Source organism: Paenarthrobacter sp. YAF11_1, from assembly GCF_052113445.1.
Taxonomy (GTDB): domain Bacteria; phylum Actinomycetota; class Actinomycetes; order Actinomycetales; family Micrococcaceae; genus Arthrobacter.
In genome coordinates this window covers 150,686-173,484 of the sequence record NZ_JBFRDF010000007.1, presented here as the reverse complement: position 1 = coordinate 173,484, position 22,799 = coordinate 150,686, and the positions used below count along the sequence as shown (strand labels likewise).

The following is a 22,799-nucleotide window of genomic DNA, read 5'->3' as shown; positions in this document are numbered from 1 at the left end:
TGCAACCAGTGTATAGAACGATCTAGACGGGACGTAAACCACGTGTCAGTATGGTCAAACTAGAACGATCTAGAAGACATGCGTCAGGAGCTCTTAATGGTTTACCTTCAGCACCAGGTCAATGAAGACCGACCGGTTCGTATTGCTCTGATCGGAGCGGGATGGATTGGCAGTTTCCACGCCGAATCCGTCGCGCAGCGCATCCCCAATGCCCGGCTTGAGGCCATCGTGGATCCGGCCCTTCCGGCCGTCCAGGCACTGGCTGGCCGACTGGGCGTCCGCAAGATCAGTACTGACCCGGAGGATGTGCTGAATGATCCCGAAGTGGATGCTGTCCTGATCTCCGCGCCGGCCCGCTTTCATTCCGGGCTGATCGCGGCGGCAGCACGCGCGGGTAAGCATGCCTTCTGCGAAAAGCCGGGCGGCCGTTCTGTGGAAGAACTTGACGAGGCACTGGAAGCAGCAAAGGCTGCGGGTGTGGTGGTCCAGTTCGGTTTCAACCGCCGCTACGCCGAAGATTTCGCTGCCGCCCGCAGGCTCATCGATGATGGCGCTGTGGGAACCCCGCAATTGTTGCGGTCCCTGACCCGCGACCCGGGCAGCAAGGACGGGATTGCCAATCCGGAGCGGATTGCACCCGGCACCATTTTCCTTGAGACCCTCATCCACGACTTTGATACCTTGAACTGGCTGAATCCCGGCGCTGTCCCTGTTCGAGTCCATGCCGTGGCCGACGCGCTGGTAGCTCCCGAGGCAAAAGGGGGCGGGCTGTTGGATACCGCTGTGGTCACCGTGACCTACAGCAACGGGGCCATTGCCGTGGCCGAGGCCAACTTCAATGCCCTGTACGGCTATGACGTGCGGGGCGAGGTTTTTGGCTCTGCGGGAATGGTGACGGCGGGAGGCCCGCAAACCAACTCGGCCACGAGCTACACCGCTGCCGGTGTCAGTTCGGCCACCGTCCGTCTGAACGTGGACCTCTTTCACGATGCCTACACGGCTGAACTCGCCCACTTTGTGGATGTGGTGAAGGCTGACCGCGACGGTACCCAGGCTCCTGCGGCCCAAGGTGCTGGCGGAACCGATGCGCGAAACGCACTGGCCGTTGCCCTGGCTGCGACCCGTTCGGCCCACACCGGGCTGCCGGTTGATGTGGCATCGATTGCCGCACTGCGTCCGGCGGAACCCGCGTTGCTCACTGTGGGGGATATAGCATGAGCTTCCGCTTGGCCGTTTGCGCTGAAATGCTCTACGGCGAAGTGCCCTTAACGGAGCGCGTGAAAAGGATCCATGGGCAAGGGTTCGAGGTGGAGCTGTGGGACACCCGGGGCCGGGATATCGCAGCCCTGGCAGCAACGGGAGCGCGGTTCTCGTCGATGAGCGGCTATTTTGGCGGCAGCCTCACTGATCCTGAAAGCGCCGATGAAGTGCTGGCATCGGCGGAGAAGTTAATTCCGAATGCACTGGAACTCGGCATTGAGCGCATGGTGGTTCACCCTGCGGAGCTGGGTGAGGGTGGCCGGGCTGTCCGGCCCGTTCACCGTTCTACCGGCGAAATGTGGCTCACGGCGCGGGACACCCTTGAGCGTTTGGGGGTGTTGGGTGAAAAGTACGGTGTGGTTTTCGCGTTGGAAAACCTGAATACCGTCCTGGACCACCCGGGAATCCCCTTGGCGCGGGCAAAAGACACTCTGGCACTGGTCTCGGCGGTTGACCACCCCAACGTCAGGATGATGTTGGACCTGTACCACGCCCAAATCGGCGAGGGAAACCTGATCGAACTGGTCCGGGCCGCGTTGCCCTGGGTGGGTGAAATACAGGTGGCCGACGTTCCAGGCCGATGTGAACCCGGCACCGGGGAAGTCAATTATCGCGGCGTCGCGGCCGCGCTTCGGGACGCCGGATACACGGGAGTGGTCGGTCTCGAGGCGAAGGCCGCCGGGGGAGCCGGGCTGGAAGCGGGGGATATCGCACTGGCGACTTTCCGTGCGGCCTTTGAAAGCTAGCTAAAAGTGGACTGCCCGGGGGCCGGGGTGGCCCCGTACGCCCTCGCGTTGGCCGTAACTGGCGCGGGGGCGCTGCATCCGGGCGCGAAATCTCGCGTAGCATCAAGGAAAACCGGCCAGTCGCAGCGCCGGTCAACACTGTAGCTAGGGGGCGTATTGCGCGCAACGGTCAAGGACGTGGCGCGTCGTGCGGGGGTTTCGCCCAAAACGGTCTCGAACGTGATGAACGGAGTCGTGCCGGTCAGTGGTCCTACCCGGCTCAGGGTTGAGCAGGCCATGGCGGAATTGGATTACGTCCCGAACCTTTCTGCGCGCGGGCTACGGAATGGCCGCTCTGGGGTCATTGCCCTGGCTTTGCCAGACCTCGCCACACCGTACTCGGCAGAGGTGGCCCATCACATTGTGGAGGTGGCCCACGAGCAGGGCTGGATTGTCCAGATCGAGGAAACTGGCTCTGACCCGCACCGCGAGCAGGAGCTGATGACCCGGGCCCGCTCCAACCTGATCGACGGATTGATCCTCAACCCCGTGGTGTTGGATGAGAGCGCAGTCAAAGTTGGTGTGGCCCTGCCTCCTGTGGTTCTTCTGGGCGAGGTGACGCAGCAGTTGGCCGACCGGGTCTTTGTGAACAGCCTGACGGCGGCCCGGGACATGACGCTGGCGCTGGCCAAGCCCGGGCGTCGGCGCATTGCGGTCCTTGGAACAACCCAGGGGCGAGGATCTGCGGCGGCCATCCAGCGTACCCAAGGGTATGAAGCCGCTTTGGACATCCTGGGTATTCCGCGGGATGAGTCGCTGCTGATTCCTTGCGAAAAGTGGACGCCCGAAACCGCCGCCAAAGCCCTGGACGCTTACCTGGATACGCATCCTGTTCCAGAAGCTCTCTTCTGCTTCACGGACTCCATGGCGATTGGTGCCCTGAGCGTGCTCTGGAAGAGGGGCTTGCAGATCCCCGAAGAAATCGCCGTGGCGGGTTTTGATGATATTGCCGATGGCCGCTACGCCGTCCCTTCGCTGACCACGGTTTCCTTTGACAAGCGAACCATTGCCAGCGAAGCCCTGCGTCTCCTCACGGAGCGCATGGGGGACAGGGCCCAAGGCCAGCGGGTCATCAGCGTGGACTACAGCATCGTGGAACGGGACAGCAGCAAGGCCTGAAGCGAGAGCCGGCCACTAAATTGTGTGCGCTAACAATTTTCTCTTGCCCTGCCTATTACATCGATGTAATGTGAGATCTGCGTCACCCCGGGGCCACCATATACCCGAGTGCGGGCGCACCGGAGCCGGACTTTATGCGGTGCAGCAGCTATGCAGCGCAGCAACACCGCAATGCAGCAGTGACCTTTCAGCGGACCCATCCAAAGGAGTGACGGGTGAAGCAGTTTGAATCTTTGACCGGGAAACGATTGTCCCGGAGACAGTTATTGACAGGATCGGCCCTCCTTGGCGGGGGACTCCTGGCTACGGGCCTCAGCGGTTGTGGAGGGGCAGCCCAGGCCGCGGCCGTGCAGGACATTGGGTTCTGGCACCTCCTCTCCGGCGGTGACGGTATCAAGATGCAGACCATGATCAACGCGGCCAACCAGGCCAATCCCGGTTTCAAGGTGCACCCCACGGTGCTGGCCTGGGGGCCGCCGTATTACACCAAATTGGCCATGGCATCGGCAGGAGGCCGCCCACCCGAGGTGGCCATCATGCACGCCAGCAGGGTTCCCGGATACGCGCCGGGCGGACTTATCGATCCCTGGGATCTGGGCCTTCTTGCCGAGAACGGCGTGACGGCTTCCGACTTTGCTCCCCGAATCTGGGAAAAGAGCCAGCATGGCGGCAAGGTCTTCTCCATCGCGTTGGACTCGCACCCGTTCGTCATGTTCTACAACACGGATGTAGCAGGCAAAGCGGGCGTCCTGGGCAGCAACGGGCAGCTACAAGAGGTGAGCTCGCCGGACGAGTTCAAAGCCATGGCCTTGGAAATGCAGAAAGTGACCAAGGCCCACGGCCTGTCCTTCGGCTACCTGGGCAGTGGATCGCAGATGTGGCGCCTGTTCTACACGCTTTACAAGCAGCACGGCGTGGACATGGAACTGACGCCGGGCCAGCCTATGAAGGTGGACCGGGACGCGGCCATAGAGTCGCTGGAATTCATGGCCTCCCTGTTTGATGACACCATCGCAGCCCAGGCCGGTGACATCAGCACCGGCATCGCCGAGTTTGCCCGCGGCGGTTCCGGGATGCTGTTCAGCGGAGTCTGGGAGCTGCCAACCATGAAGAAGGCCGGCATCCCCGTTGACGCAGCCACCATTCCCACGCTGTACGGGACGCCGGCATCCTACGCCGACTCGCACTCGTTCGTCCTGCCACGGCAACTCAACGTCAACGAGGACAAGCGCAGGGACGTCTACAAATTTGTCACCGATGTCCTGAAGGGATCGCTGTCCTGGGCAGAAGCCGGACACATCCCCGGATACCAGCCCGTGGTCCAGTCACAGGCGTACCGCGAACTCACGCCGCAGATCCACTACGCCAACGCGGCGGACATCATCGCCTACGATCCCGAGGCCTGGTTCAGCGGCTCCGGCTCGGATTGGCAGACCTACTTCGCAGAGAACGTGCAGAACGTCCTCCTGGGCAGGGACAAGGCCTCCGCCGGATGGGATGCCTTCGAACAGCGCACCAATACCCTCCTCTCCCGTCCCAACCCGGTCTAACCGGCCCACGTACCGAGCGACCAAAGGAAGTTCTTGAATGAGTACCTCTACGCTGTCCCGGCCGAGGCCGGAGAGCCTGCGCAAACCCGGGAGCCGCACCCGCAGCAACCTGAGCGGCTGGGGATTTGCCGCCCCTTTCCTGGTGTTCTTCCTCGTTTTCCTCGTCTGGCCCATTCTCTACGGCTTCTACATGAGCCTCACGGGCAAGTCCCTGACCGGGGCCAACGACAGCCTGATCGGTTTCGCCAACTACGCCGAGGCATTGGCCGACGCAGATATGTGGCGGTCCCTGGGCAACACCCTCTACTTCACGGTGATCAGCACCGTACCCCTGGTCCTCGTGGCCCTGGTCATGGCCGCATTGCTCAACGTGGGGCTTCCGGCCCAGTGGCTGTGGCGGCTCTCCTACTTTGCGCCGTACCTGTTGGCCTCCACGGTGGTTTCACTGTTCTTCACCTGGCTGTACAACCCGCAGCTCGGCCTGATCAATGAGTTCCTCACAGGAATCGGACTCCCCAGGGTTGCCTGGCTGAATGACCCGAACGTGGCCATGTGGGCAATCGTCATCGCCACCCTCTGGTGGACCGTGGGATTCAATTTCCTGCTCTATCTGGCCGCCATGCAAAACATCCCGGCCCAGCACTATGAGGCGGCATCGCTGGACGGAGCCGGAGCCTGGCGCCAGTTCTTCTCCATCACGCTGCCGCAGCTCACCCCCACCACCGTGATGATTGTGCTCCTCCAGATCCTGGCGTCACTGAAGATTTTCGATCAGGTGTATCAAATGACCGCAGGCGGGCCGGCAGGATCCACCCGCCCCGTGGTGCAGTACATCTTTGAAACCGGGTTCACCGGCTACCGGCTGGGCTACTCCGCAGCCATCTCCTACATCTTCTTCGGACTGATCGTGGTTGTTTCTGTCATGCAGTTCGTCATCACCCGCCGCAGGAGCGCATAACCATGGCAACCCCTACCCTGACCCGTCCCGCCCCCAGTACCACCAGCGGCAACAGCCCCACGATCCGCCAGCCCCGTAAAAAGCTGACGGTGGGCAGGATCGCGGCCATCGTGGTCGCCGCCTTTATTGCCGTACTGTGGCTGATCCCGTTCGCGTGGGCCACCGCCACCGCTTTCAAGACCGAGACGGATGCCGCCGCTCCGGACGTCACCTGGCTGCCGCCGTCGGGCTTCACTCCTGACGCGTTCGTCAAGGTGTTCCAGGACGGCAACATCCCGCTCTGGACGTGGAATTCGCTGTACACCTCGGCGGCCATCACGGCCATCACCCTGGTGATCTCGGCACTGGTGGCCTACGCGCTCTCGAGGATCGACTTCAAGGGCAAAAAGGTGCTGATGACCGTGATCATCGCGTCCATCATCATCCCGCCGCCCGTGCTGATCATCCCGCTGTTCTACCAAATGCTGGCGCTGAACCTGATCGATACCTCGTGGGCCATCATCCTGCCGCAGGTCATCCACCCGGCCATGGTGTTCGTGCTGAAGAAGTTCTTCGACCAGATCCCGCGCGAGCTCGAAGAAGCGGCCGTGATGGACGGCGCCAGCCGCTTGCGGATCTTCACCCAAATCATCCTGCCGTTGTCCCGTCCCATCCTGGCCGCCGTCGCGATCTTCGTTTTCATCGGTGCGTGGAACAACTTCCTGTGGCCGTTCATCGCCACCAACGACGGCAACCTGCTGACCCTCCCGGTCGGCCTGCAAACCATCAAGAGCGCCTACGGCATCCAGTACGCGCAGAACATGGCGTCCGCGCTGCTGGCCGCGCTGCCGCTGATTGTGGTCTTCCTCTTCTTCCAGCGCCAGATCATCAAGGGCGTTGCGACGACGGGACTCGCCGGAACCTGACCGGCACCCAGCGCTTCCCAACAGTTCCAGAACCCAACAGTTCTCAGAAACCAATAGTTTTCAGAACACAACCAAGGAGATACATGTCCCGCGCACGCATCACCCTCGACCGCGACTTCACCATTGGCGAGGTACCCCGACGACTCTTCGGCTCCTTCGTGGAGCACATGGGCCGCTGCGTCTACACCGGCATCTATGAGCCCGGGCACCCCGAGGCTGACGAAAACGGCTTCCGCCAGGACGTCATGAAGCTGGTCAAGGAGCTCGGCGCCACCGTCATCCGCTACCCTGGCGGCAACTTCGTCTCGGGCTACAACTGGGAAGACGGGATCGGCCCTGTCAGCGAACGGCCCCGCCGGCTTGACGGAGCCTGGCACACCGTGGAGACCAACGCCTTTGGCCTGCACGAGTTTGTGGACTGGTCCAAGCAGGCCGGCACCGAAATCATGGAAGCAATCAACCTGGGCACCAGGGGAGTGGACGCGGCCCGCGAGATCGTGGAGTACGCCAACCACCCCGGCGGAACCTACCTGTCCGATCTCCGCGCCAAGAACGGCCACAAGGACCCGTTCAACATCAAGCTCTGGTGCCTCGGCAACGAGCTGGACGGGCCATGGCAGATCGGCCACAAGACCGCCGACGAGTATGGCCGGCTGGCACAGGAAGCCGCCAAAGCCATGCGGTTCGTGGACCCTTCGCTTGAACTGGTGGCCTGCGGCAGTTCCAGCTCTTCGATGCCCACGTTCGGTGCCTGGGAACAGACGGTCCTCACCCACACCTACGACGAAGTGGACTACGTTTCCCTCCACGCCTACTACCAGGAACACGAAGGTGACGTGGGCAGCTTCCTGGCCTCCGCCGTCGATACTGACTACTTCATTGAATCAGTGGTGGCTACCGCGGACGCCGTGCGCGCCAAGGGCAAGCACAAGAAGCACATCAACCTGTCCTTCGACGAATGGAACGTCTGGTACCAGCGCGGCCTCGACACCGAGGACCAGCCGCACAATGTGGCCAAGGCAGGCTGGCGTGAGCACCCCCGCGTCATCGAGGACAAGTACAACGTGACCGACGCCGTGGTGGTGGGCACGCTGCTCAACTCGCTGCTCCGCCACGGTGACCGCGTGAAAATCGCCAACCAGGCGCAGCTGGTCAACGTGATCGCGCCGATCCTCTCGGAAGAGAACGGTCCGGCGTGGAAGCAGACCATCTTCCACCCATTTGCCCGCATGGCCGAGCTCGCCAAGGGCCAGATTCTGCGGCTCTCGGTGGACTCGGACAAGTACTCGAATGCGCGGTTTGGCGACACAGACCTGGTGGATGTCAGCGCTACATGGAACGAGGAAACGGGCCGCGTGGCACTCTTCTTCGCGAACCGCGGCTTGGAAGAAGCGGCCGACGTCGAGGTCGCGCTGCGCGGTTTCGACGCCCGCCAGGTGATCCGCGCCGAGGTCCTCGAAATTCCTGAGGGCGGCGACCGCTTGACCATCAACAGCCAGGATCAGCCGGGCCGCGTTGGCCTGACGGCCCTGGAAGGTGTGAAGGCGACTGGTTCCGAGCTTCGCCTGACGCTGCCCGCCCTGTCCTGGGCCGTCGTCGAGCTTGACGTGGTGAAAGGCTAGCGGCTTACCCAACTAGGGGACAGTAAACGTCGCAATCAGCGCTCATAGCGACGTTTGCTGTCCCCTACTTGGGTTAACGCACGACGGCGGGGGCTACTTAGACGGCGCAGCCGTCAGGGCCGCAGGCCTCGGCGTCCGAAGCGCCCACCGGGATCAGGGGGTTGGCTTCCTGCCAGGCCTGGTTCAGGGCCTCGCTGAAAAGGTTGGCGGGCTGGGCGCCGGAGATGCCGTACTTGCGATCGATAACAAAGAACGGGACGCCGGTGACGCCGATGGCGCGGGCCTCGTTGATGTCTTCGTTGACCTCCTCGGTGAACTTGTCGGAAGTGAAAAGCTCTGCCACTTCATCGGCCGGCAACCCCAAGGCGGCGCCGAGTTCCGTGAGGTACTCCTGGTTGCCGATGTCCTTGCCATGCTCAAAGTGGTCGCTGAGCAGCTGCTCCTTGGCTGCGTCCTGGCGGTCGTGGGAAGCAGCAAGGTGGATGAGGCGGTGCGCGGTGAAGCTGTTGGCCACCACCACCTTGTCGAAGTGATAGTCCAGGCCTTCGCCCTTGGCGGTTTCGGTGACGTGGGCGAACATCTGCTTGACCTGCTCAGGAGCCATACCCTTGCGCTTGCTCAGGTAATCCAGCTCCGTGCCGTCGTAATGCTCGGGAACGGAGGGGTCCAGCTGGTAGCTCTTCCACTCAATGTCCACCGAATCACGGTGCGGGAACTGTGCCAGCGCGGTCTCGAAACGGCGCTTGCCGATGTAGCACCACGGGCACGCGACGTCTGACCAGATCTCAATCTTCATGCTGTTGGCAACCTGTTGAACCGGCCGAACATTCCTTACACGGCTGTTATTTTCCTCACCCATTGCCGTGCCATGTGAAGCCCAATACTCTTGAAACGGGTTATGCAGACAGCCTTTTGGCTTGGGGGTTGACGCGGAGACAAACCTCATGCGCATCGGACTCATCGTTGGACCCTGGTTTACCGTACCGCCCGAAAAATATGGCGGAACAGAGCGCGTAGTGGATGCCTTGGCGCGGGCATTGGCGGACGCGGGACACGATGTCCTGCTGGCAACCGCCTCGGACAGCACCTGCCCGGTGCCCCAAGTACCCGGCTTTGGGCCCAGCGAACCCGAGGAAATGGGGCTCTCCCTGAGCGAGCTGGCCCACGTCATCAGGGCGTACCGCGGCCTGCGCGGCGTGGATATTATCCACGATCACACCTTGGCCGGTCCCCTTTATGCGCACAGGCCAATGGATGTGCCGGTAGTGACCACCATCCACGGCCAGCTATCCCCGCAGGCCGCAAATCTGTACCGGGACATGGCCCGGGACACCGCCATCATCGCGATCTCCCACGATCAGTGCAGCAGGATCCCGAATGTGGAGATTTCCGCGGTCATCCACCACGGAATCGACCTGTCCGCAGTGAGCGTCGGCCGGGGCACTGGAGGATACGCCTGCTTTGTGGGCCGCATGTGCCCCGACAAGGGATTGATGGAAGCCGTAACTATTGCTCAGGAAGCCGGCGTCCCCCTGAAGATCGCGGCAAAGATGCACACCCCGGATGAGCAGGAGTACTTCCGTGATGTGGTGCAGCCCGTTTTGGGGCAGGGAGTGGAGTTCCTTGGAGAGCTCTCAGATCCGGAGAAATTCGAGCTGATGGGTGATGCCATCGCCCTGATCAACCCCATTCAATGGCACGAACCCTTCGGGCTGGTCATGATCGAAGCCCTCGCCACGGGAACCCCTGTGCTGGCGACGCCGATGGGCGCTGCTCCGGAAATCGTCAGGCACGGGATAACGGGCTTTCTGGGGTCCCCCCGCGAGTTGGTTGCCTGCCTCGAACAGGTTCCGTTCCTCAGCCGGGATGCCTGCCGAAGATCCGTGGAGGAGTCTTTCAGCTCAGCACGAATGGCTGCGGACCACCTGGACCTTTACGCCAAAGTGATCGAACAATTTTCGGCTGGACCTCTTTCCGGTCGGAGTCTTTTGCAAGAAAATCAGAGGCAAGCCTTGTAGGGCCTGCCCACCCTCAAGGAAGACTCCCGAGGAAGCCGGTTGGCCATGACCGCTTGGAACGAAGACACTGAAGCCGGAGCGTCAGAGCTCGGTGCCGTCACCGTCGTCGAAGGTTCATCCTTCTGTATTTCCTCGCACTCGGGTGACATCCACGGAGGTGGGTCCCAAGGTGCGTACTACCAGGACACGCGGATAGTCTCGCGCTGGATCCTGCGGGTCAACGGGGCCCTGAGGGAACCGCTTGTAGCCAGGAATCCCACCGCCTTCCAGGCCGAATACGTCGGCAGGGCATGCTCAGCGGATGGCAGGTTCGACAGCCCTCTGGTGGTCCAGCATCAACGGCACGTGGGTGCCGGCCTGCGGGACGACATCACCGTCAGGAACTACTCCGGGCAGGCCGCTCCCTGCGAGATTGAACTACTGATCGACGCCGACCTGGCCGACCTCTTCGACGTCAAAGGCGGCAGGGCCAACAAGGCCGGGATACCTACGAAGAAGGCGCACAAGAAGGAACTGCATATCGACTCCCTCCACTCCAGCGGTCAACGCAGGGGTGTGTCCTTCCGGGCCTCGGGCGCCAAGGTCTCCGACGAAGGACTGAAATTCCACATCACTATCCCCGCGCGCAGCCAATGGTCCACCAGCATCATCGCGCTTCCCCTGGTCAACGGAGAAGGCCCCAACGATCCCTTCACCGAAACCACTCCGCTGCACCACACCCCCGGCGTCCGCCGCCACGCCGCCTGGGAAGAGCACGTCCCCAGGATTGCCGTGTCCGATGCCAACGTGGAGGAAGTCCTGGAGCGGAGCCAACGCGATCTGGGCTCGCTGCGGATCTTCGACCCCGCCCACCCAGGACGTGCAGCGGTGGCCGCCGGCGCCCCATGGTTCATGGCGCTGTTTGGCCGCGACTCACTCTTGGCCTCTTACATGTCGCTCATGGTGGATCCCAATCTGGCAGCCGGTACCCTGCAAACCCTGGCAGCGCTGCAAGGAACCAAGGTTGACGTCGACTCCGAGGAAGAACCTGGACGGATGCCCCACGAGGTGCGGCTGGGGGTCACGGCGGGACTCGCCTTGGGCGGGACCGCTTACTACGGAACCGCAGACGCGACGCCCCTGTTCGTTTCCACGCTGGGCGAGCTCAGCAGATGGGGCCTTGGCACGGACATCATCGACTCGCTCCTTCCGCACGCCGACCGTGCCATCGAATGGATGGAGCAGTACGGCGACCGCGACGGTGACGGCTTCATCGAATACCAGCGGCCAAACAGCCATGGACTGGTGAACCAAGGCTGGAAGGACTCCTGGGACGGCATCAACTTCGCGGACGGCCGGATGGCTGAGGCCCCAATCGCCCTCTGCGAGGTGCAGGCCTACGCCTACGCGGCGTACGTTGGGCGTTCACTGCTGGCACGGTCGGCCGGCGACACCGCCGTCGAACGCCGTTGCGCGGACCGCGCCGAAACGCTGAAGGCCGCCTTCAACGAGGCCTTCTGGCTCCCGGACCGCGGCTACTTTGCGTTGGCTCTGGACAAGGACAAGAAGCCCGTGGATTCCTGTACGTCCAACATGGGGCACTGCCTGTGGGTGGGCATCGTGGACGAGGACAAGGCACCGCTGGTGGCGGAGCGGCTGATGTCGCCCGAGATGTTCACGGGGTGGGGCATCCGGACTTTGGGTTCGGACATGGGCGCGTACAACCCCGTCAGCTACCACAACGGCTCCGTCTGGCCGCACGATACCGCGCTGGTCGCCACAGGGCTCATGCGGTACGGCTTCGTGAAGGAAGCCAGCCGGATTGCGAGCGGATTGTTCGACGCCGCCGAGCACTTTGGCGGTCAACTTCCGGAGTTGTTCTGCGGCTTTGACCGCAGCGACTTCGCGGAGCCGGTTCCGTACCCGACGGCGTGTTCCCCGCAAGCGTGGGCGGCTGCGGCGCCCGTGCAACTGGCCCGGATCCTGCTGCGCTTCGATCCTGACTTCACCCGGAACGTCCTGCACCTGGCGCCGATATTGCCCGACGCTTATGGGTCGTTCCGCGCGGACAACGTGCTGCTGGGGCGCTCGCGGATCACGGTGCAGGCCTCCGGTTCTTCCGGTACAGTGACCGGGCTGCCGGCAGGGCTCGAATTGAGATCCGATCCCCGGCCGCCGTTGACAGGGGATCTGTTCGGCTAGCGTTTTTAGAGCTGGTGCTCCATGACGAAGTCGTGTTCCACAGTGTTGCCGAGTGTGAAGGACTTGGTGCCTACGCGCTGGAAACCGCTCTTCTCGTAGAAGCGGATGGCCTTGGCATTCTCGCTGTTCACGCCCAGCCACACCCCTGATGCGCCCTTGTCCGCCGCATCGGCCAGGGAGGCTTTGATGAGTTGTGATGCGGCACCCTTGCCATGATGGTCGGGGTGCACGTAGCACTTGCTCAACTCCGTGGAGGGGAGAGCGGAAAGAACCGAGGCGACGTCGGGGTCGGTGGCCGGCTTGGCAATAAGCATGGTGTACCCGAGGAGCTGTCCGTCGTCGTCGAGCACCACGATGGTGATGTTCGCGTCGGCGAGGTATTCCTCAAAGTTTGGCTCGCTCAGCGTCTTTTCGAGGTGGGCCTGAATGTCAGCAGGCGACGAACCTGGCGGGCACGCCAGCGGGAAGGTGACGGCGGCGAGCTCAGCCAGCTTCCCGGCGTCGTGCGTTGTTGCGGTGCGGATGGTTTCAGTCACGTGGTCCCCCCGGGAGTTTTTGTACAGGTAATGCCCCTAAGAACGAATCTTAAGGGCATTAGCTGGACGAAAACTCCTAGTCGGCTTTGACCGCCAGGACCGGGCAGTCCGCCTCCAGCAGGATCCGTTGGGAGACGCTGCCCATGATGAGCTTGCCTACGGGGCTGCGGCGCCGGAGGCCGATAACGATCAGGCTTGCGTCGTTTTCGTCGGCGGCGTCCAGGACTTCGGCAGCGGCATCGTGGCCGCGGATCGGCTGCTTGATGATGTGCTGGATGCCGTGCTCGGCCAGGCGCTCCTCGATGCTCTGGATGTCCGGTTCCTGGGCGTAGCGGTTGTCCACCAACGCGTCGCCCTTGGATGAGTTGATGACCAGGAGGGTGTCGTTGCTCTTCTTGGCCTCGGCGATGGCCTGAGTCAGCGCTGCTTCGCCTTCTGGTGTGGGGACGTATCCCACCACGATGGTCATGGTTTCTCCTTGTTGTACTTGTTGTTGGGGAGGCGGCCGGCCTTGCCAGGCGCCAGGCTAGCCGTCGCCGTCACCGTCTGCCGTTCCGTCCGCGCGGTGGCTGCCGTGGTTTACGCCGCCGGCTTCCCTCGGGACAGTCGCCCCGGAATTACCCGGGATCATTGTGGCTGGCACGGGCCGGTTGCGCCGGATGAGCTTGTAGATGAACGGCCAGGCCAGGATGATCGCCACGATGATGTAGACCACGATCGCGATGGGTTCGCTGAACAGGCCCGCGGGATCGCCGGCACTCAACTGCAACGTCTTGCGAAGCTGGCCTTCGATGCGCGGACCCAGGATCACTCCGAGGATCAGCGGCAGGACCGGAAGTCCGAAGCGCCGCATCATGAAGCCCAAAGCGCCGAGTACCAGCAGGATCACCAAGTCGAAGGCCTGCAGGTTCACCGAGTAGGCGCCCAGGGTGGCGAAGAACAGAATGCCTGCGTAGAGGTACGGGCGGGGGAGTTGCAGCAGCTTCGCCCACACCGGCGCCAAGGGCAGGTTGATGAGCAGGAGCAGGAAGTTGCCGATGAAGAGGCTTGCGATCAGTGCCCACACCAGGGGACCTTGGCTCGAGAAAAGCTGGGGGCCGGGCTGGATGCCGTAGGAGGTGAAGGCTGCGAGCATGACGGCGGCGGTTGCGTTGGTGGGCAGGCCGAGTGCCAGCATCGGGGTCAGTGTTCCGGCAGCGGCCGCATTGTTGGCGGCCTCCGGTCCGGCGACGCCTTCAATCGCGCCCTTGCCGAACTCTTCCGGATGCTTGCTCAGCCGTTTCTCAGTGACATACGAGAGGAACGTGGGGATTTCTGCGCCACCGGCCGGCAAAGCGCCGAAGGGGAAGCCGAAGGCAGTGCCCCGGAGCCACGGCTTCCAGGAACGTGCCCAGTCCTTCTTCCCCATCCAGGGACGGCCCACGGGAATGACGTGAAGCGGCGTGCGGCGCAGATGGGCGGCAACCCAGAGGGCCTCACCCACGGCGAAGATCGCAACAGCAACCACCACGATGTCCAAACCGTCCACCAGCAGGGGCTGGCCGAAGGTGAGGCGTCGTTGTCCGGTAACGGAGTCGATGCCCACCAGACCAATGGCCAGGCCGAGGGCCAGCGACGCGAACCCGCGGAGCCTTGAGGAGCCAAGGACTGCGGTGACGGCCAGCAGGGCAAGGACCATGATGGCGAAGTAGCTCGGAGCGCCCAAACTCACGGCGAACTGCACCACAATGGGTGCGAACACTGCCAGCAGTGCGGTGCCGATGGTACCGGCGATGAAGGAACCGATGGCCGCTGTAGCAAGGGCCTGCGCGGCCCTGCCGGCTTTGGCCATCTTGTTGCCTTCGATGGCCGTCACCACCGACGACGATTCACCCGGTGTGTTGAGGAGGATCGAGGTAGTGGAACCGCCGAACATGCCGCCGTAGTAGATGCCGGCGAACATGATGAAGGCGCTGGTGGGCTCCAACGCAGCGGTCACCGGAAGAAGCAAAGCCACAGTCATGGCCGGGCCCAGTCCAGGAAGAACGCCGACGGCGGTGCCCAGGAGGACGCCGATCACGGCGAACAAGAGGTTCATGGGGGTCAGGGCGGTGGCGAAACCGTCCATCAAGGAGGACCAGACGTCCATCAGAGGATTCCTTCCAGGAGCCCGGCAGGCAGTGCGATGCCCAGGCCGAGGTAGAAGCCGTAGAAGGTCAACAAGGCCAGGGCCACGGAGATGAGGAAGTCACGAATGTAGCGGCGGCTGCCAAGTGCCAGGACACTGCCCCAGAACAGGACGGTGCCGGAGATGACCCAGCCGGCCCAGTCGATGAGCAGGATGTTCAGAATGAACGCTCCGGCCAGCGGGAGGACGGTCTTCCAATCCGCAGGGTGGGCCAGGTCAACGTCTTCGCCGCCTTCGGCCTCACCCTTGCCGCCGCGGAGGACGTTAATGGCAAGGAGGATGGCGCACACGATCAGAAGGCCCGAAACAATGAACGGAACAGTCTTCGGACCAACCGGGTCCGACTGCGAGTACGGGGTCACCAGGCCGTTCGCGTCCAGGAAGACCAAGACGCCCACCGCGCCGAGCAGGAGGGCTACCCCCAGCTCGGCGCGGCCTTTAAGGCCTGTGGCTATGGAGCTCACGCCAACCCGAGCTTGGTGAGGACATCCGCCACGCGCTTGTCCTGGTCCGTCAGGAAGGTTTTGAACTCGTCGCCGGTAACAAAGGCGTCAGACCAACTGTGGGTCTTCAGCGCTTCCTTCCAACCTGCAGATGCGTGCATCTTCTCAAGGGCCGCGATCAAAGACTTCTTATCGTCTTCGCTGATGCCCGGAGGGGCCACGATGCCGCGCCAGTTCGTGAAGACCAAGTCAATGTTGGACTCCTTCAGCGTGGGAGCATCCACGCCCTCCAAACGGTTCTCGCCACTGGTGGCCAGGACACGGATCTCGCCGGACTTGATCTGCTGCAAGTACTCGCCTGCACCGGAAGCGGCGAAACCAAGCTTGTTACCGAGGATGGCGGGCAAAAGGTCGCCACCGCCGTCGTACGAAACAAAGTTGACCTTGGTAGCGTCGATGCCAACAGCGCCCGCCAACTGCATCGGCAGGAGATGGTCCGGGCCGCCAGGCGAGGAGCCGCCGCCAACTGAGATGGAAGCGGGGTTGGCCTTCCAGGCCTTCACCAGATCATCAATGGTCTTGTACGGGGAGTCCTTGCCCACCATGATGGCGCCGGGTTCTTCGATCAGCTTTGCCAACGGGGTGGTCTCGGTCAGCTTGGACTCGGACTTGTTGGTGTAGCTGGCTCCCACGACGCCCAGGCCCATGAGCATGGTGAGGTCGCCGTTGCCCTTTTCGTTGACGATGCGGGCGAGGCCCACCGTGCCGCCGGCCCCGGCAAGGTTGAACACCTCGGTGTTGGTGGAGATCTTCTCGTCGTCCAGCACCTTGGCGGCGGCCCGGGCCGTGGTGTCGTAGCCACCGCCGGGAGTATTCGGAACCATGATCTGGAGACCGGTGACGGGTCCTGCTGCCCCGGAGCTTTCAGAACCGGTGGACTTACCTGTGGCACCGCATGCGGTGGCCATCAGGGCGATGCCGGCGGCGACGGCGGCGACTCGCAATGCGCGGATCTGGCGCATGGTGTTCCTCTTCTCATCTTTGAAAATTCGGTGCAGGGCAATCAGCGTTGTGCCCCGCTGTTTTGATGCTAGGCGCGTAAGTGATAGGGATCACTCTTGTGTTCGCAGTGATCTTTAAGTTCATTGCGTTCACGGGTTTTTGCTGCGTACACAGGCCTGAGCTGGTCTTCTGCGCCCCTGCGGTATAGTTCCGGTACGCCACACGGAGCGACCCCCAGAAGCCCTCCAATCACCGGCACCACCAAAGGAACCAACGCAGTGACCCGACTGTCTCGAAGAAGAGGGATGTCCCTGGCAGGGCAATACCTTGTGCTGCAGTTGCTCATTGTCCTGGCCGTCCTGGTGGCCGTGGTGGCCATTTCACTCGCCCAATCGGCCGCTGTTTTTGAACGGACCGAAGGCCGCAGGGCGCTTTCCGCTGCCGAGGCTTTGGGCAACAACCCCACCGTCCGCGCCTTGCTGCCCACCGCGGAACCCCGCGCCGGTTCAGCCCTCCCCGCTGTGGCCGAATCCGTCCGCACCGTATCGGGGTCCTCCCACGTGGCCCTCGCCAAGCTGGATGGGACAGTGGTGGCCTCGTCCGATCCAAGCCTGGTAGGACAGTCGCTTCCCCTCGGTGAAAGCAGGGTCATGGAGGGGCGGGCGTGGACCGGCGTCCTGCCGGCCGGCGGAGGGGCAGTACTTTCCGCCCACGTTCCTGTCCTGGACGACGCCGGAATCATGATCGGCGTAGCCTCCATCAGCCGGAACTACCCTTCCACCATCGAGCGCCTGGGCGATGCCGTGCCCAACCTCCTCACCTATCTGGGTGTTGCCAGCGTCCTGGGCGTCGCCGGATCCCTCCTGTTGTCCCGCCGCGTCAAACGGCAGACCCTGGGCATGGAGCCGCGCGAGATCACTGGGCTGGTGGAAAACCGGGAGGCCATGTTGCAGGGCCTGAAAGAAGGCGTCGTCGCTTTGGACCCGCACGAGCGCGTCACGGTGGCCAACCAGAGCGCCCGTGAACTCCTGGGCCTGCCCCCGGATTGCGTCGGCAAAAAGCTCCGCTCCCTGCACGTGGATCCGGCACTGAAAATCGTCCTGACCCGCGAACAATCCGACCCCGATCAACTGGTGCTGGTGGGTGAACGGTTGGTGGTCATGAACCGTGTGGCCCTCCGCTCGCACGGCCGCGATATCGGCTCGGTGACAACGCTGAGGGACCGGACCGAGCTGTCATCCCTGGAAAGTGAACTCGGCGCCACGCGCACAGTCACGGACACCCTGAGGGCCCAAGCCCACGAGTTCGCCAACCAACTCCACGTCATTTCCGGCCTGATCCAGATTGGCGAATACGACTCCGTGGTGCAGTTCGTCAACGGCGCCACCGTGGACCGCACCCGGCTCAATGACGATGTCACCAGCCGCATCGAAGACCCCGCGCTCGCCGCCCTCCTCATCGCCAAAGCCAGCCTGGCCACCGAGCGCGGCGTGGAACTGCAGTTGGATCCGCAGTCCGGCCTTCCGCGTGTTCGCGAGGAGCTCTCCAGGGACCTCACCACCGTGGTGGGAAACTTGGTGGATAACGCGTTCGACGCCGTCACTGGCCGCGCCGGGGCTTCGGTCCGCGTGTTGGTGGTCAACTCGCCGGACGGAGTCACGGTCACCGTCCGGGACAATGGACCGGGCGTGCCCTCCGGCTCCGCTGAGGACATTTTCCGGCAGGGCTTCTCCACGAAAGAGCCCGGACCGGGCGATGCCCGCGGTTTTGGGTTGGCGTTGTCACGGGTGATCTGCCGGCGCTCCGGAGGCGACCTCTCGGTATCCAACGACAACGGGGCTGTGTTTACTGCGCAGTTCAGCAAGACCGACTCAGGCATCAGTAGAGGGGCACACCAGCGGTGATCAAGGTTCTGATTGTGGACGACGACTTCATGGTGGCCAAAGTCCACGCCGGCTTTATCCAGCGAACCCCGGGGTTCGAGGTGGTAGGCGTGGCACACACCGGCGCCCAGGCCTTGATTGAAACCGAGCGGCTGCAGCCAGACCTGGTGCTGCTGGACATCCACTTGCCGGACATCAACGGGCTGGAACTCATGCACCAACTCCGGGATGTTGCCCCGGACCTCGATGTACTGGTGATCAGCGCCGCCCGCGAAGTGGAGACCGTGCGTAAGGCACTGCGTGGTGGCATAGTCCATTACCTGATCAAGCCATTCTCCCAGTCGGATCTTCAGGAGCGGCTGGAGCACTACCTCAGCGCCTACCAGGGCCTGGATGCGTCCAAGGTGGAAGCTGAGCAATCAGATGTGAACCGCGTTTTCGGGCTGGGCATTTCCGAGCGGATTTTGCCCAAAGGCTGCAGCGTGGAGACCCTGGAGCTGGTGGAAGCCGCACTCAAGTCCGCGCAGGGCGACGTGTCCGCGGCGGAGGTTGCCGAGCAACTCGGGACCTCCCGCGTCAGCGCCCGCCGTTACCTTGAGTACCTCCACGATGAGGGGGCGCTGGAAGTCAGACTCAAGTACGGCGTCGGACGTCCTGAACGGCGATATGTACTGAAGGGGCGGTGAGCCCTGGTCGCGCGGCTCATGCGGTTAGGGGCTGGTCTTGGTCTCGTATTGTCTTTTTTGCAGTGAGGCCGAGCCCGATGCAGGGTACCGCGGCGGCAATGGTGAGGACCAAGCCGATCGCCGGTACGCCCTGTTCGGCCAGGGATGATGCGATCGCAACGCCTCCGAGGCCGGACCCAACGGCGACGCCGATGTTGAAGAATGAGTTGCTCAACGCGATCGGGAGCACCCCGTCCGGTCCGGCAGTCTGGAGCGCTTCTGAGACGAGGACCGGGGCCGCAGCGAATCCGAACAAGCCCATAAGGGTGAAGAACAGGATCGCGATGATGGGGTCGCTGCCCCAGAGTAAGAGCGCGGCCATGGTGATGATGAGTCCGGCTACGGCGATACCGATCACGCTGTAGGGGCGGCGGTCACCGAATCGGCCGCCGATGGTGGTGCCGGCCAGGGCGCCGACGCCGTAAGCGATCATAATGAGGGGCACGATGGCTTCTGCCATACCGGCACGTTCGGTCAGCTGTGGAGCGATGTAGCTGTAGACGCCGAGGAAAGCGGCTTGGATGAGCGCGGTTGCGACGTAAATGACCCAGAGTCGGGTGTTGCGCAGGCGTCGGAATTCGGCGCGAAGGTTGGCTTTCCCGTCCGTGGCTTTACTTCCGGGGAGCACCTTCCATAGAAGAACTGCGCAGCCCGCGGCAAGCACAGCGAGACCCCAGAATGGTCCCTGCCAGCCAAGGAGTTGCCCAGCAGCGGTACCGATGGGCACGCCAAGGACTGTTGAGAGGGTGACGCCGCCAACCATGATTCCCATCGCTTTCGCTCCAGCCTCAGGACCTGCGGCGGCTGCTGCAACAACAGCGCCTATAGCCCAGAACGTTCCAGTGGCTATCGCTGCGACGAAGCGGGCACTGAGCACGATCGCGAAGTCGTCGGTGGAAGCGGCCACGACGTGGGCAACCGCGAACAAGAGCAGCGCCATGATGAGCGTCGCTCTACGGGGAAGTCGCAAGGTGGCAATCGACATGATGGGAGTTCCGATCACCATTCCCAGTGCGTAAACAGTGATGAGCAGCCCCGCCTGGGGGATCGTTACCTCGAGAGAGGATGCAACCTGTGGCAGAAGTCCGGCCACGATCATCTCCGTAGTGCCCATGACGAAAGTGACAACGCCGAGCATCCACACGAGCAAGGGGAGCCGCTGCCGGGCTGCAGTATCGGCGGTGATATCTCCCGTCGATACATCAGTCGGGGCTTGAGTGGAGGGCATAAGGGCGTCCTTTCGGAACGGGGAGCTATATCGCGAGGAAAGACCGAGGGCACACGAATGGCTCAACATTCGTTGGCGTTGTGGGCCCGCAGCCAAGCGGGTAATCCTGGCGGTGAACGGCGCCGCTCTCGACTACGTTGCCCCAGTGGTTGTTAAGCGGATAGTTTGCATCCACTTATTTCACATTAGCAGATAATCGGATATTAGGCATCCACTTGTTAGGCTGGGACGATGCCACAGCAAATATTGCGTAAGGATGCTGCCCGCAACCGTGACCTCCTTATCGCCGCCGGACGGGACCTGTTTGCGCGACGCGGACTGACTGCCACGCTCAACGACGTGGCCCACCATGCCGGTGTTGGAGTAGGTACCGCCTACCGGCGCTTCGCCAACAAAGAGGAGCTGATCGAAGCCATCTGGCACCAGCAGGTGGATGAGCTGGAGGCTATCCTGCAGGAAGCGCTTGCGGCACCGGACCCATGGGACGGGCTGGTGCTGTACCTTGAAAAGTCCCTTGCTGCACAGGCCGCCGACCGGGGCATGGCTCAGATGCTTGCAGGGCGCACATGGCCCGACCACTATGACCAGCAACGCGATCGGCTTGCCCCGCTGGTTGACCAAATCGCTTCCAGGGCGCGCGAGGCCGGATCTCTCCGCGGGGATGTCACAGGCACCGACCTGATATTCCTCCAGATCGCCCTGACCGATATTTCGGGCACAGTCCAGGACGGGACAGTGCCCGAAGGGCGCGGTGACACCGACCGGTTGTACCTCCGCTACCTGTGGATCGTCTTGGACGGACTGAGTACCTCGAAGTCCGGGCCTACAGAGCTTCCAGTGCCAGCCCTGGAAATACACGAGGCACACACACTTCTACAACCCCGCCAACAGGGCTGACGCATTGCCGCGTCGCTCTAAACCCCCACCGTCTTCAGATAGTTCCGGATGCCATCCACCACCAACTGGTGGTCTTCGTCCGAGGCAAGTCCGGCCACTGTGATCGCACCGATCACGCCGGCGCCGCGGACACGGAGGGGGAACGAACCTCCGGCCAGGGTGTAGTCCTCATGAGCGAGCCAGCCGCCGCCGATGGGGCTGTGCCCGCGGGCTGAAAACTGCTCTGACAACAACGCCGTGCTGTGCTCGAACCGCAGCACCGACGCGGACTTGCGGCGGACCCACTCTTCCTGGTCGGCCGTGGCCCCGGGAAGGACGCAGTGGAAGAGCACAATGTTGTGCCGGCGAATGTCGATCGCTACCCCGAATTCCGAGGCGATGGCATGGTTGGCTATCAGCGATCCGAGCCGCCATGCGTCATGGTGATCAAACGCAGCGAAGACCAGCTCTTCTTCCTGCTGGCGCAGCTCAGCGAGGCGCGGTGAATCAGTCATTGTTAGTCCCTTCCAAGACGGCGTCGGACTCGTAGCTCAGCCCGATCTGCTTCCGGATCTCGTCCATGGCAGCCATGATGGCCACGGTCTCGGCCGGCGGCAGAATGGTCCCAGCAGTCTCGCCGGCGCGGATCAGGCGTTCCAGTTCAGCGGCTTGGAACTGCATTCCACGGCTGGACACGGGCTGGTCATACCGTTCAACAACGCTCCCATCCACGGCATGAACCGTGAAGGGAACGGGGTTGTACCAAGTGTGTTCGATGTCGATCCAGCCGTCAGTCCCGATCACCATGGCGCGGTTGGCGCTGGCAGCATCGAGTTCGCAGTCCACAAGGGCCTGGGCGCCGTTGGCGTACTCGAAGATCGCGGCGGTCTGCCGGTCCACGCCGGTGGCCGACATGGAGGCGCTGGCCCGGATTGCGGCCGGGGTGCCCAGGATGTCGAACGCGAAGGAGACCGGGTAGATGCCCAGGTCCAGCAGCGCTCCGCCGCCGAGCGCTGGATCGTTGAGCCGGTGGGCAGGGTCCTGGGGGAGGCTCTGGTTGTGGCTGGCCACCACCTTGCGGACCTCCCCGATGGTGCCGGCAGCGATGACGTCGCGAATGCGGATCATGTGCGGGAGGAACCGCGTCCACATGGCCTCCAAGGCAACGAGCCCCTTGGATTCCGCGAGGTCAACGATGTCCTGCGCCTCGCGGGCGTTCATGGTGAACGCCTTCTCCACCAGGACATGCTTTCCAGCATTCAGTGCCAGCAGGGCATTCGCGTGGTGGAACGGGTGCGGCGTGGCGATGTACACCACGTCAATCAAGGGGTCAGCCACCAGATCCTCATAGCTGCCGTGCGCGGTTGCCACGCCGTACTGCTCGGCGAACGCTGCGCTCGATTCCAGCGAACGGGACCCCACAGCCTGCACAGTGAAGCCGTTCTCGTTCAGGTCTTTCGTTTGCAGCCCGGCGATGAATCCGGTGCCGAGGATTCCCCAGCGGATCGTTCCGTCGGAGGTGCCATTGCTGAGGGTCACGT

21 protein-coding genes are annotated in these 22,799 nt (G+C 63.0%); 12 read left to right on the top strand and 9 right to left on the bottom strand.

Annotation, left to right across the window (positions count from 1 at the left end; translation table 11 throughout):
* Window positions 1-96 precede the first annotated feature (96 nt).
* The 7 genes from AB4Y77_RS13035 to arfA all read left to right on the top strand — a co-directional run bounded on the left by AB4Y77_RS13035 (window position 97) and on the right by arfA (window position 8,199).
* On the top strand, window positions 97-1,218 hold the full coding sequence (locus tag AB4Y77_RS13035; RefSeq protein WP_442014246.1) for a Gfo/Idh/MocA family oxidoreductase: 1,122 nt from the start codon (window positions 97-99) through the stop codon (window positions 1,216-1,218).
* Window positions 1,215-2,006, top strand: coding sequence for a TIM barrel protein (locus AB4Y77_RS13030; protein ID WP_442014245.1), 792 nt, complete (start codon window positions 1,215-1,217; stop codon window positions 2,004-2,006). The genes AB4Y77_RS13035 and AB4Y77_RS13030 overlap by 4 nt, the downstream gene beginning before the upstream one ends.
* A gap of 156 nt (window positions 2,007-2,162) precedes the next feature.
* The gene (locus AB4Y77_RS13025) at window positions 2,163-3,164 is read left to right on the top strand and encodes a LacI family DNA-binding transcriptional regulator (protein ID WP_311211324.1); all 1,002 of its coding nucleotides are present in this window, start codon (window positions 2,163-2,165) and stop codon (window positions 3,162-3,164) included.
* Between the two features lie 215 nt (window positions 3,165-3,379).
* The gene (locus AB4Y77_RS13020; protein ID WP_442014244.1) at window positions 3,380-4,714 is read left to right on the top strand and encodes an extracellular solute-binding protein; all 1,335 of its coding nucleotides are present in this window, start codon (window positions 3,380-3,382) and stop codon (window positions 4,712-4,714) included.
* Window positions 4,715-4,751: 37 nt separating this feature from the next.
* Complete coding sequence (locus AB4Y77_RS13015) at window positions 4,752-5,672, top strand: carbohydrate ABC transporter permease (protein WP_311211322.1); 921 nt, start codon at window positions 4,752-4,754, stop codon at window positions 5,670-5,672.
* 2 nt (window positions 5,673-5,674) lie between these two features.
* On the top strand, window positions 5,675-6,577 hold the full coding sequence (locus AB4Y77_RS13010) for a carbohydrate ABC transporter permease (protein WP_442014243.1): 903 nt from the start codon (window positions 5,675-5,677) through the stop codon (window positions 6,575-6,577).
* A gap of 83 nt (window positions 6,578-6,660) precedes the next feature.
* Window positions 6,661-8,199 (top strand): arabinosylfuranosidase ArfA, encoded by a 1,539-nt coding sequence (gene arfA / locus AB4Y77_RS13005; protein WP_311211320.1) that lies wholly within the window; start codon window positions 6,661-6,663, stop codon window positions 8,197-8,199.
* A 97-nt stretch (window positions 8,200-8,296) separates the two neighbouring features.
* On the opposite strand, the gene AB4Y77_RS13000 is transcribed toward arfA, so the two are convergent.
* Window positions 8,297-8,995: a DsbA family oxidoreductase gene (locus tag AB4Y77_RS13000; protein WP_442014242.1), complete on the bottom strand. Its 699-nt coding sequence runs from the start codon at window positions 8,993-8,995 to the stop codon at window positions 8,297-8,299.
* 148 nt (window positions 8,996-9,143) lie between these two features.
* Between AB4Y77_RS13000 and AB4Y77_RS12995 the strand changes: the two genes are divergently transcribed.
* Entirely contained in the window at window positions 9,144-10,217 is a 1,074-nt protein-coding gene (locus AB4Y77_RS12995; protein WP_442014241.1) for a glycosyltransferase family 4 protein, read from the top strand.
* A 45-nt stretch (window positions 10,218-10,262) separates the two neighbouring features.
* The gene (locus AB4Y77_RS12990) at window positions 10,263-12,398 is read left to right on the top strand and encodes an amylo-alpha-1,6-glucosidase (RefSeq protein ID WP_442014240.1); all 2,136 of its coding nucleotides are present in this window, start codon (window positions 10,263-10,265) and stop codon (window positions 12,396-12,398) included.
* Between the two features lie 5 nt (window positions 12,399-12,403).
* Here AB4Y77_RS12990 and AB4Y77_RS12985 read toward each other — a convergent pair whose 3' ends face one another.
* From AB4Y77_RS12985 to AB4Y77_RS12965, 5 genes are all read right to left on the bottom strand, one after another.
* Window positions 12,404-12,934, bottom strand: coding sequence for a GNAT family N-acetyltransferase (locus tag AB4Y77_RS12985; RefSeq protein ID WP_442014239.1), 531 nt, complete (start codon window positions 12,932-12,934; stop codon window positions 12,404-12,406).
* Window positions 12,935-13,010: 76 nt separating this feature from the next.
* A complete protein-coding gene (locus AB4Y77_RS12980; RefSeq protein ID WP_442014238.1) occupies window positions 13,011-13,403 on the bottom strand; it encodes a universal stress protein in 393 nt (130 codons plus the stop codon).
* Between the two features lie 57 nt (window positions 13,404-13,460).
* Window positions 13,461-15,062, bottom strand: coding sequence for a tripartite tricarboxylate transporter permease (locus AB4Y77_RS12975; protein WP_311211314.1), 1,602 nt, complete (start codon window positions 15,060-15,062; stop codon window positions 13,461-13,463).
* A complete protein-coding gene (locus AB4Y77_RS12970) occupies window positions 15,062-15,565 on the bottom strand; it encodes a tripartite tricarboxylate transporter TctB family protein (RefSeq protein WP_261611354.1) in 504 nt (167 codons plus the stop codon). Before AB4Y77_RS12970 ends, AB4Y77_RS12975 begins: the two co-directional genes overlap by 1 nt.
* Entirely contained in the window at window positions 15,562-16,566 is a 1,005-nt protein-coding gene (locus tag AB4Y77_RS12965) for a Bug family tripartite tricarboxylate transporter substrate binding protein (RefSeq protein WP_311211313.1), read from the bottom strand. Before AB4Y77_RS12965 ends, AB4Y77_RS12970 begins: the two co-directional genes overlap by 4 nt.
* A 285-nt stretch (window positions 16,567-16,851) precedes the next feature.
* On the opposite strand from AB4Y77_RS12965, the gene AB4Y77_RS12960 reads away from it, so the two are divergent.
* Complete coding sequence (locus AB4Y77_RS12960) at window positions 16,852-18,450, top strand: sensor histidine kinase (RefSeq protein ID WP_442014293.1); 1,599 nt, start codon at window positions 16,852-16,854, stop codon at window positions 18,448-18,450.
* On the top strand, window positions 18,447-19,115 hold the full coding sequence (locus tag AB4Y77_RS12955; protein WP_442014237.1) for a response regulator: 669 nt from the start codon (window positions 18,447-18,449) through the stop codon (window positions 19,113-19,115). The genes AB4Y77_RS12960 and AB4Y77_RS12955 overlap by 4 nt, the downstream gene beginning before the upstream one ends.
* Window positions 19,116-19,131: 16 nt before the next feature.
* Here AB4Y77_RS12955 and AB4Y77_RS12950 read toward each other — a convergent pair whose 3' ends face one another.
* Entirely contained in the window at window positions 19,132-20,382 is a 1,251-nt protein-coding gene (locus AB4Y77_RS12950; RefSeq protein WP_442014236.1) for an MFS transporter, read from the bottom strand.
* 231 nt (window positions 20,383-20,613) lie between these two features.
* Between AB4Y77_RS12950 and AB4Y77_RS12945 the strand changes: the two genes are divergently transcribed.
* The gene (locus AB4Y77_RS12945; RefSeq protein ID WP_442014235.1) at window positions 20,614-21,279 is read left to right on the top strand and encodes a TetR/AcrR family transcriptional regulator; all 666 of its coding nucleotides are present in this window, start codon (window positions 20,614-20,616) and stop codon (window positions 21,277-21,279) included.
* 17 nt (window positions 21,280-21,296) lie between these two features.
* On the opposite strand, the gene AB4Y77_RS12940 is transcribed toward AB4Y77_RS12945, so the two are convergent.
* Window positions 21,297-21,773, bottom strand: a complete 477-nt coding sequence (locus tag AB4Y77_RS12940) for a heme-degrading domain-containing protein (protein ID WP_442014234.1) — start codon at window positions 21,771-21,773, stop codon at window positions 21,297-21,299.
* Window positions 21,766-22,797, bottom strand: coding sequence for a Gfo/Idh/MocA family protein (locus AB4Y77_RS12935; protein ID WP_442014233.1), 1,032 nt, complete (start codon window positions 22,795-22,797; stop codon window positions 21,766-21,768). Before AB4Y77_RS12935 ends, AB4Y77_RS12940 begins: the two co-directional genes overlap by 8 nt.
* Between the last annotated feature and the right edge of the window lie 2 nt (window positions 22,798-22,799).

Excerpts from the sequence above, each read along its gene's own strand:
- AB4Y77_RS13035 (WP_442014246.1), top strand. The coding sequence starts at position 97 with ATGGTTTACCTTCAGCACCAGGTCAATGAAGACCGACCGGTTCGTATT.
- AB4Y77_RS13030 (WP_442014245.1), top strand. The coding sequence starts at position 1,215 with ATGAGCTTCCGCTTGGCCGTTTGCGCTGAAATGCTCTACGGCGAAGTG.
- AB4Y77_RS13015 (WP_311211322.1), top strand. The coding sequence starts at position 4,752 with ATGAGTACCTCTACGCTGTCCCGGCCGAGGCCGGAGAGCCTGCGCAAA.
- AB4Y77_RS13010 (WP_442014243.1), top strand. The coding sequence starts at position 5,675 with ATGGCAACCCCTACCCTGACCCGTCCCGCCCCCAGTACCACCAGCGGC.
- arfA (WP_311211320.1), top strand. The coding sequence starts at position 6,661 with ATGTCCCGCGCACGCATCACCCTCGACCGCGACTTCACCATTGGCGAG.
- AB4Y77_RS13000 (WP_442014242.1), bottom strand. The coding sequence starts at position 8,995 with ATGAAGATTGAGATCTGGTCAGACGTCGCGTGCCCGTGGTGCTACATC.
- AB4Y77_RS12995 (WP_442014241.1), top strand. The coding sequence starts at position 9,144 with ATGCGCATCGGACTCATCGTTGGACCCTGGTTTACCGTACCGCCCGAA.
- AB4Y77_RS12990 (WP_442014240.1), top strand. The coding sequence starts at position 10,263 with ATGACCGCTTGGAACGAAGACACTGAAGCCGGAGCGTCAGAGCTCGGT.
- AB4Y77_RS12980 (WP_442014238.1), bottom strand. The coding sequence starts at position 13,403 with ATGACCATCGTGGTGGGATACGTCCCCACACCAGAAGGCGAAGCAGCG.
- AB4Y77_RS12975 (WP_311211314.1), bottom strand. The coding sequence starts at position 15,062 with ATGGACGTCTGGTCCTCCTTGATGGACGGTTTCGCCACCGCCCTGACC.
- AB4Y77_RS12965 (WP_311211313.1), bottom strand. The coding sequence starts at position 16,566 with ATGCGCCAGATCCGCGCATTGCGAGTCGCCGCCGTCGCCGCCGGCATC.
- AB4Y77_RS12960 (WP_442014293.1), top strand. The coding sequence starts at position 16,852 with ATGTCCCTGGCAGGGCAATACCTTGTGCTGCAGTTGCTCATTGTCCTG.
- AB4Y77_RS12950 (WP_442014236.1), bottom strand. The coding sequence starts at position 20,382 with ATGCCCTCCACTCAAGCCCCGACTGATGTATCGACGGGAGATATCACC.
- AB4Y77_RS12945 (WP_442014235.1), top strand. The coding sequence starts at position 20,614 with ATGCCACAGCAAATATTGCGTAAGGATGCTGCCCGCAACCGTGACCTC.
- AB4Y77_RS12940 (WP_442014234.1), bottom strand. The coding sequence starts at position 21,773 with ATGACTGATTCACCGCGCCTCGCTGAGCTGCGCCAGCAGGAAGAAGAG.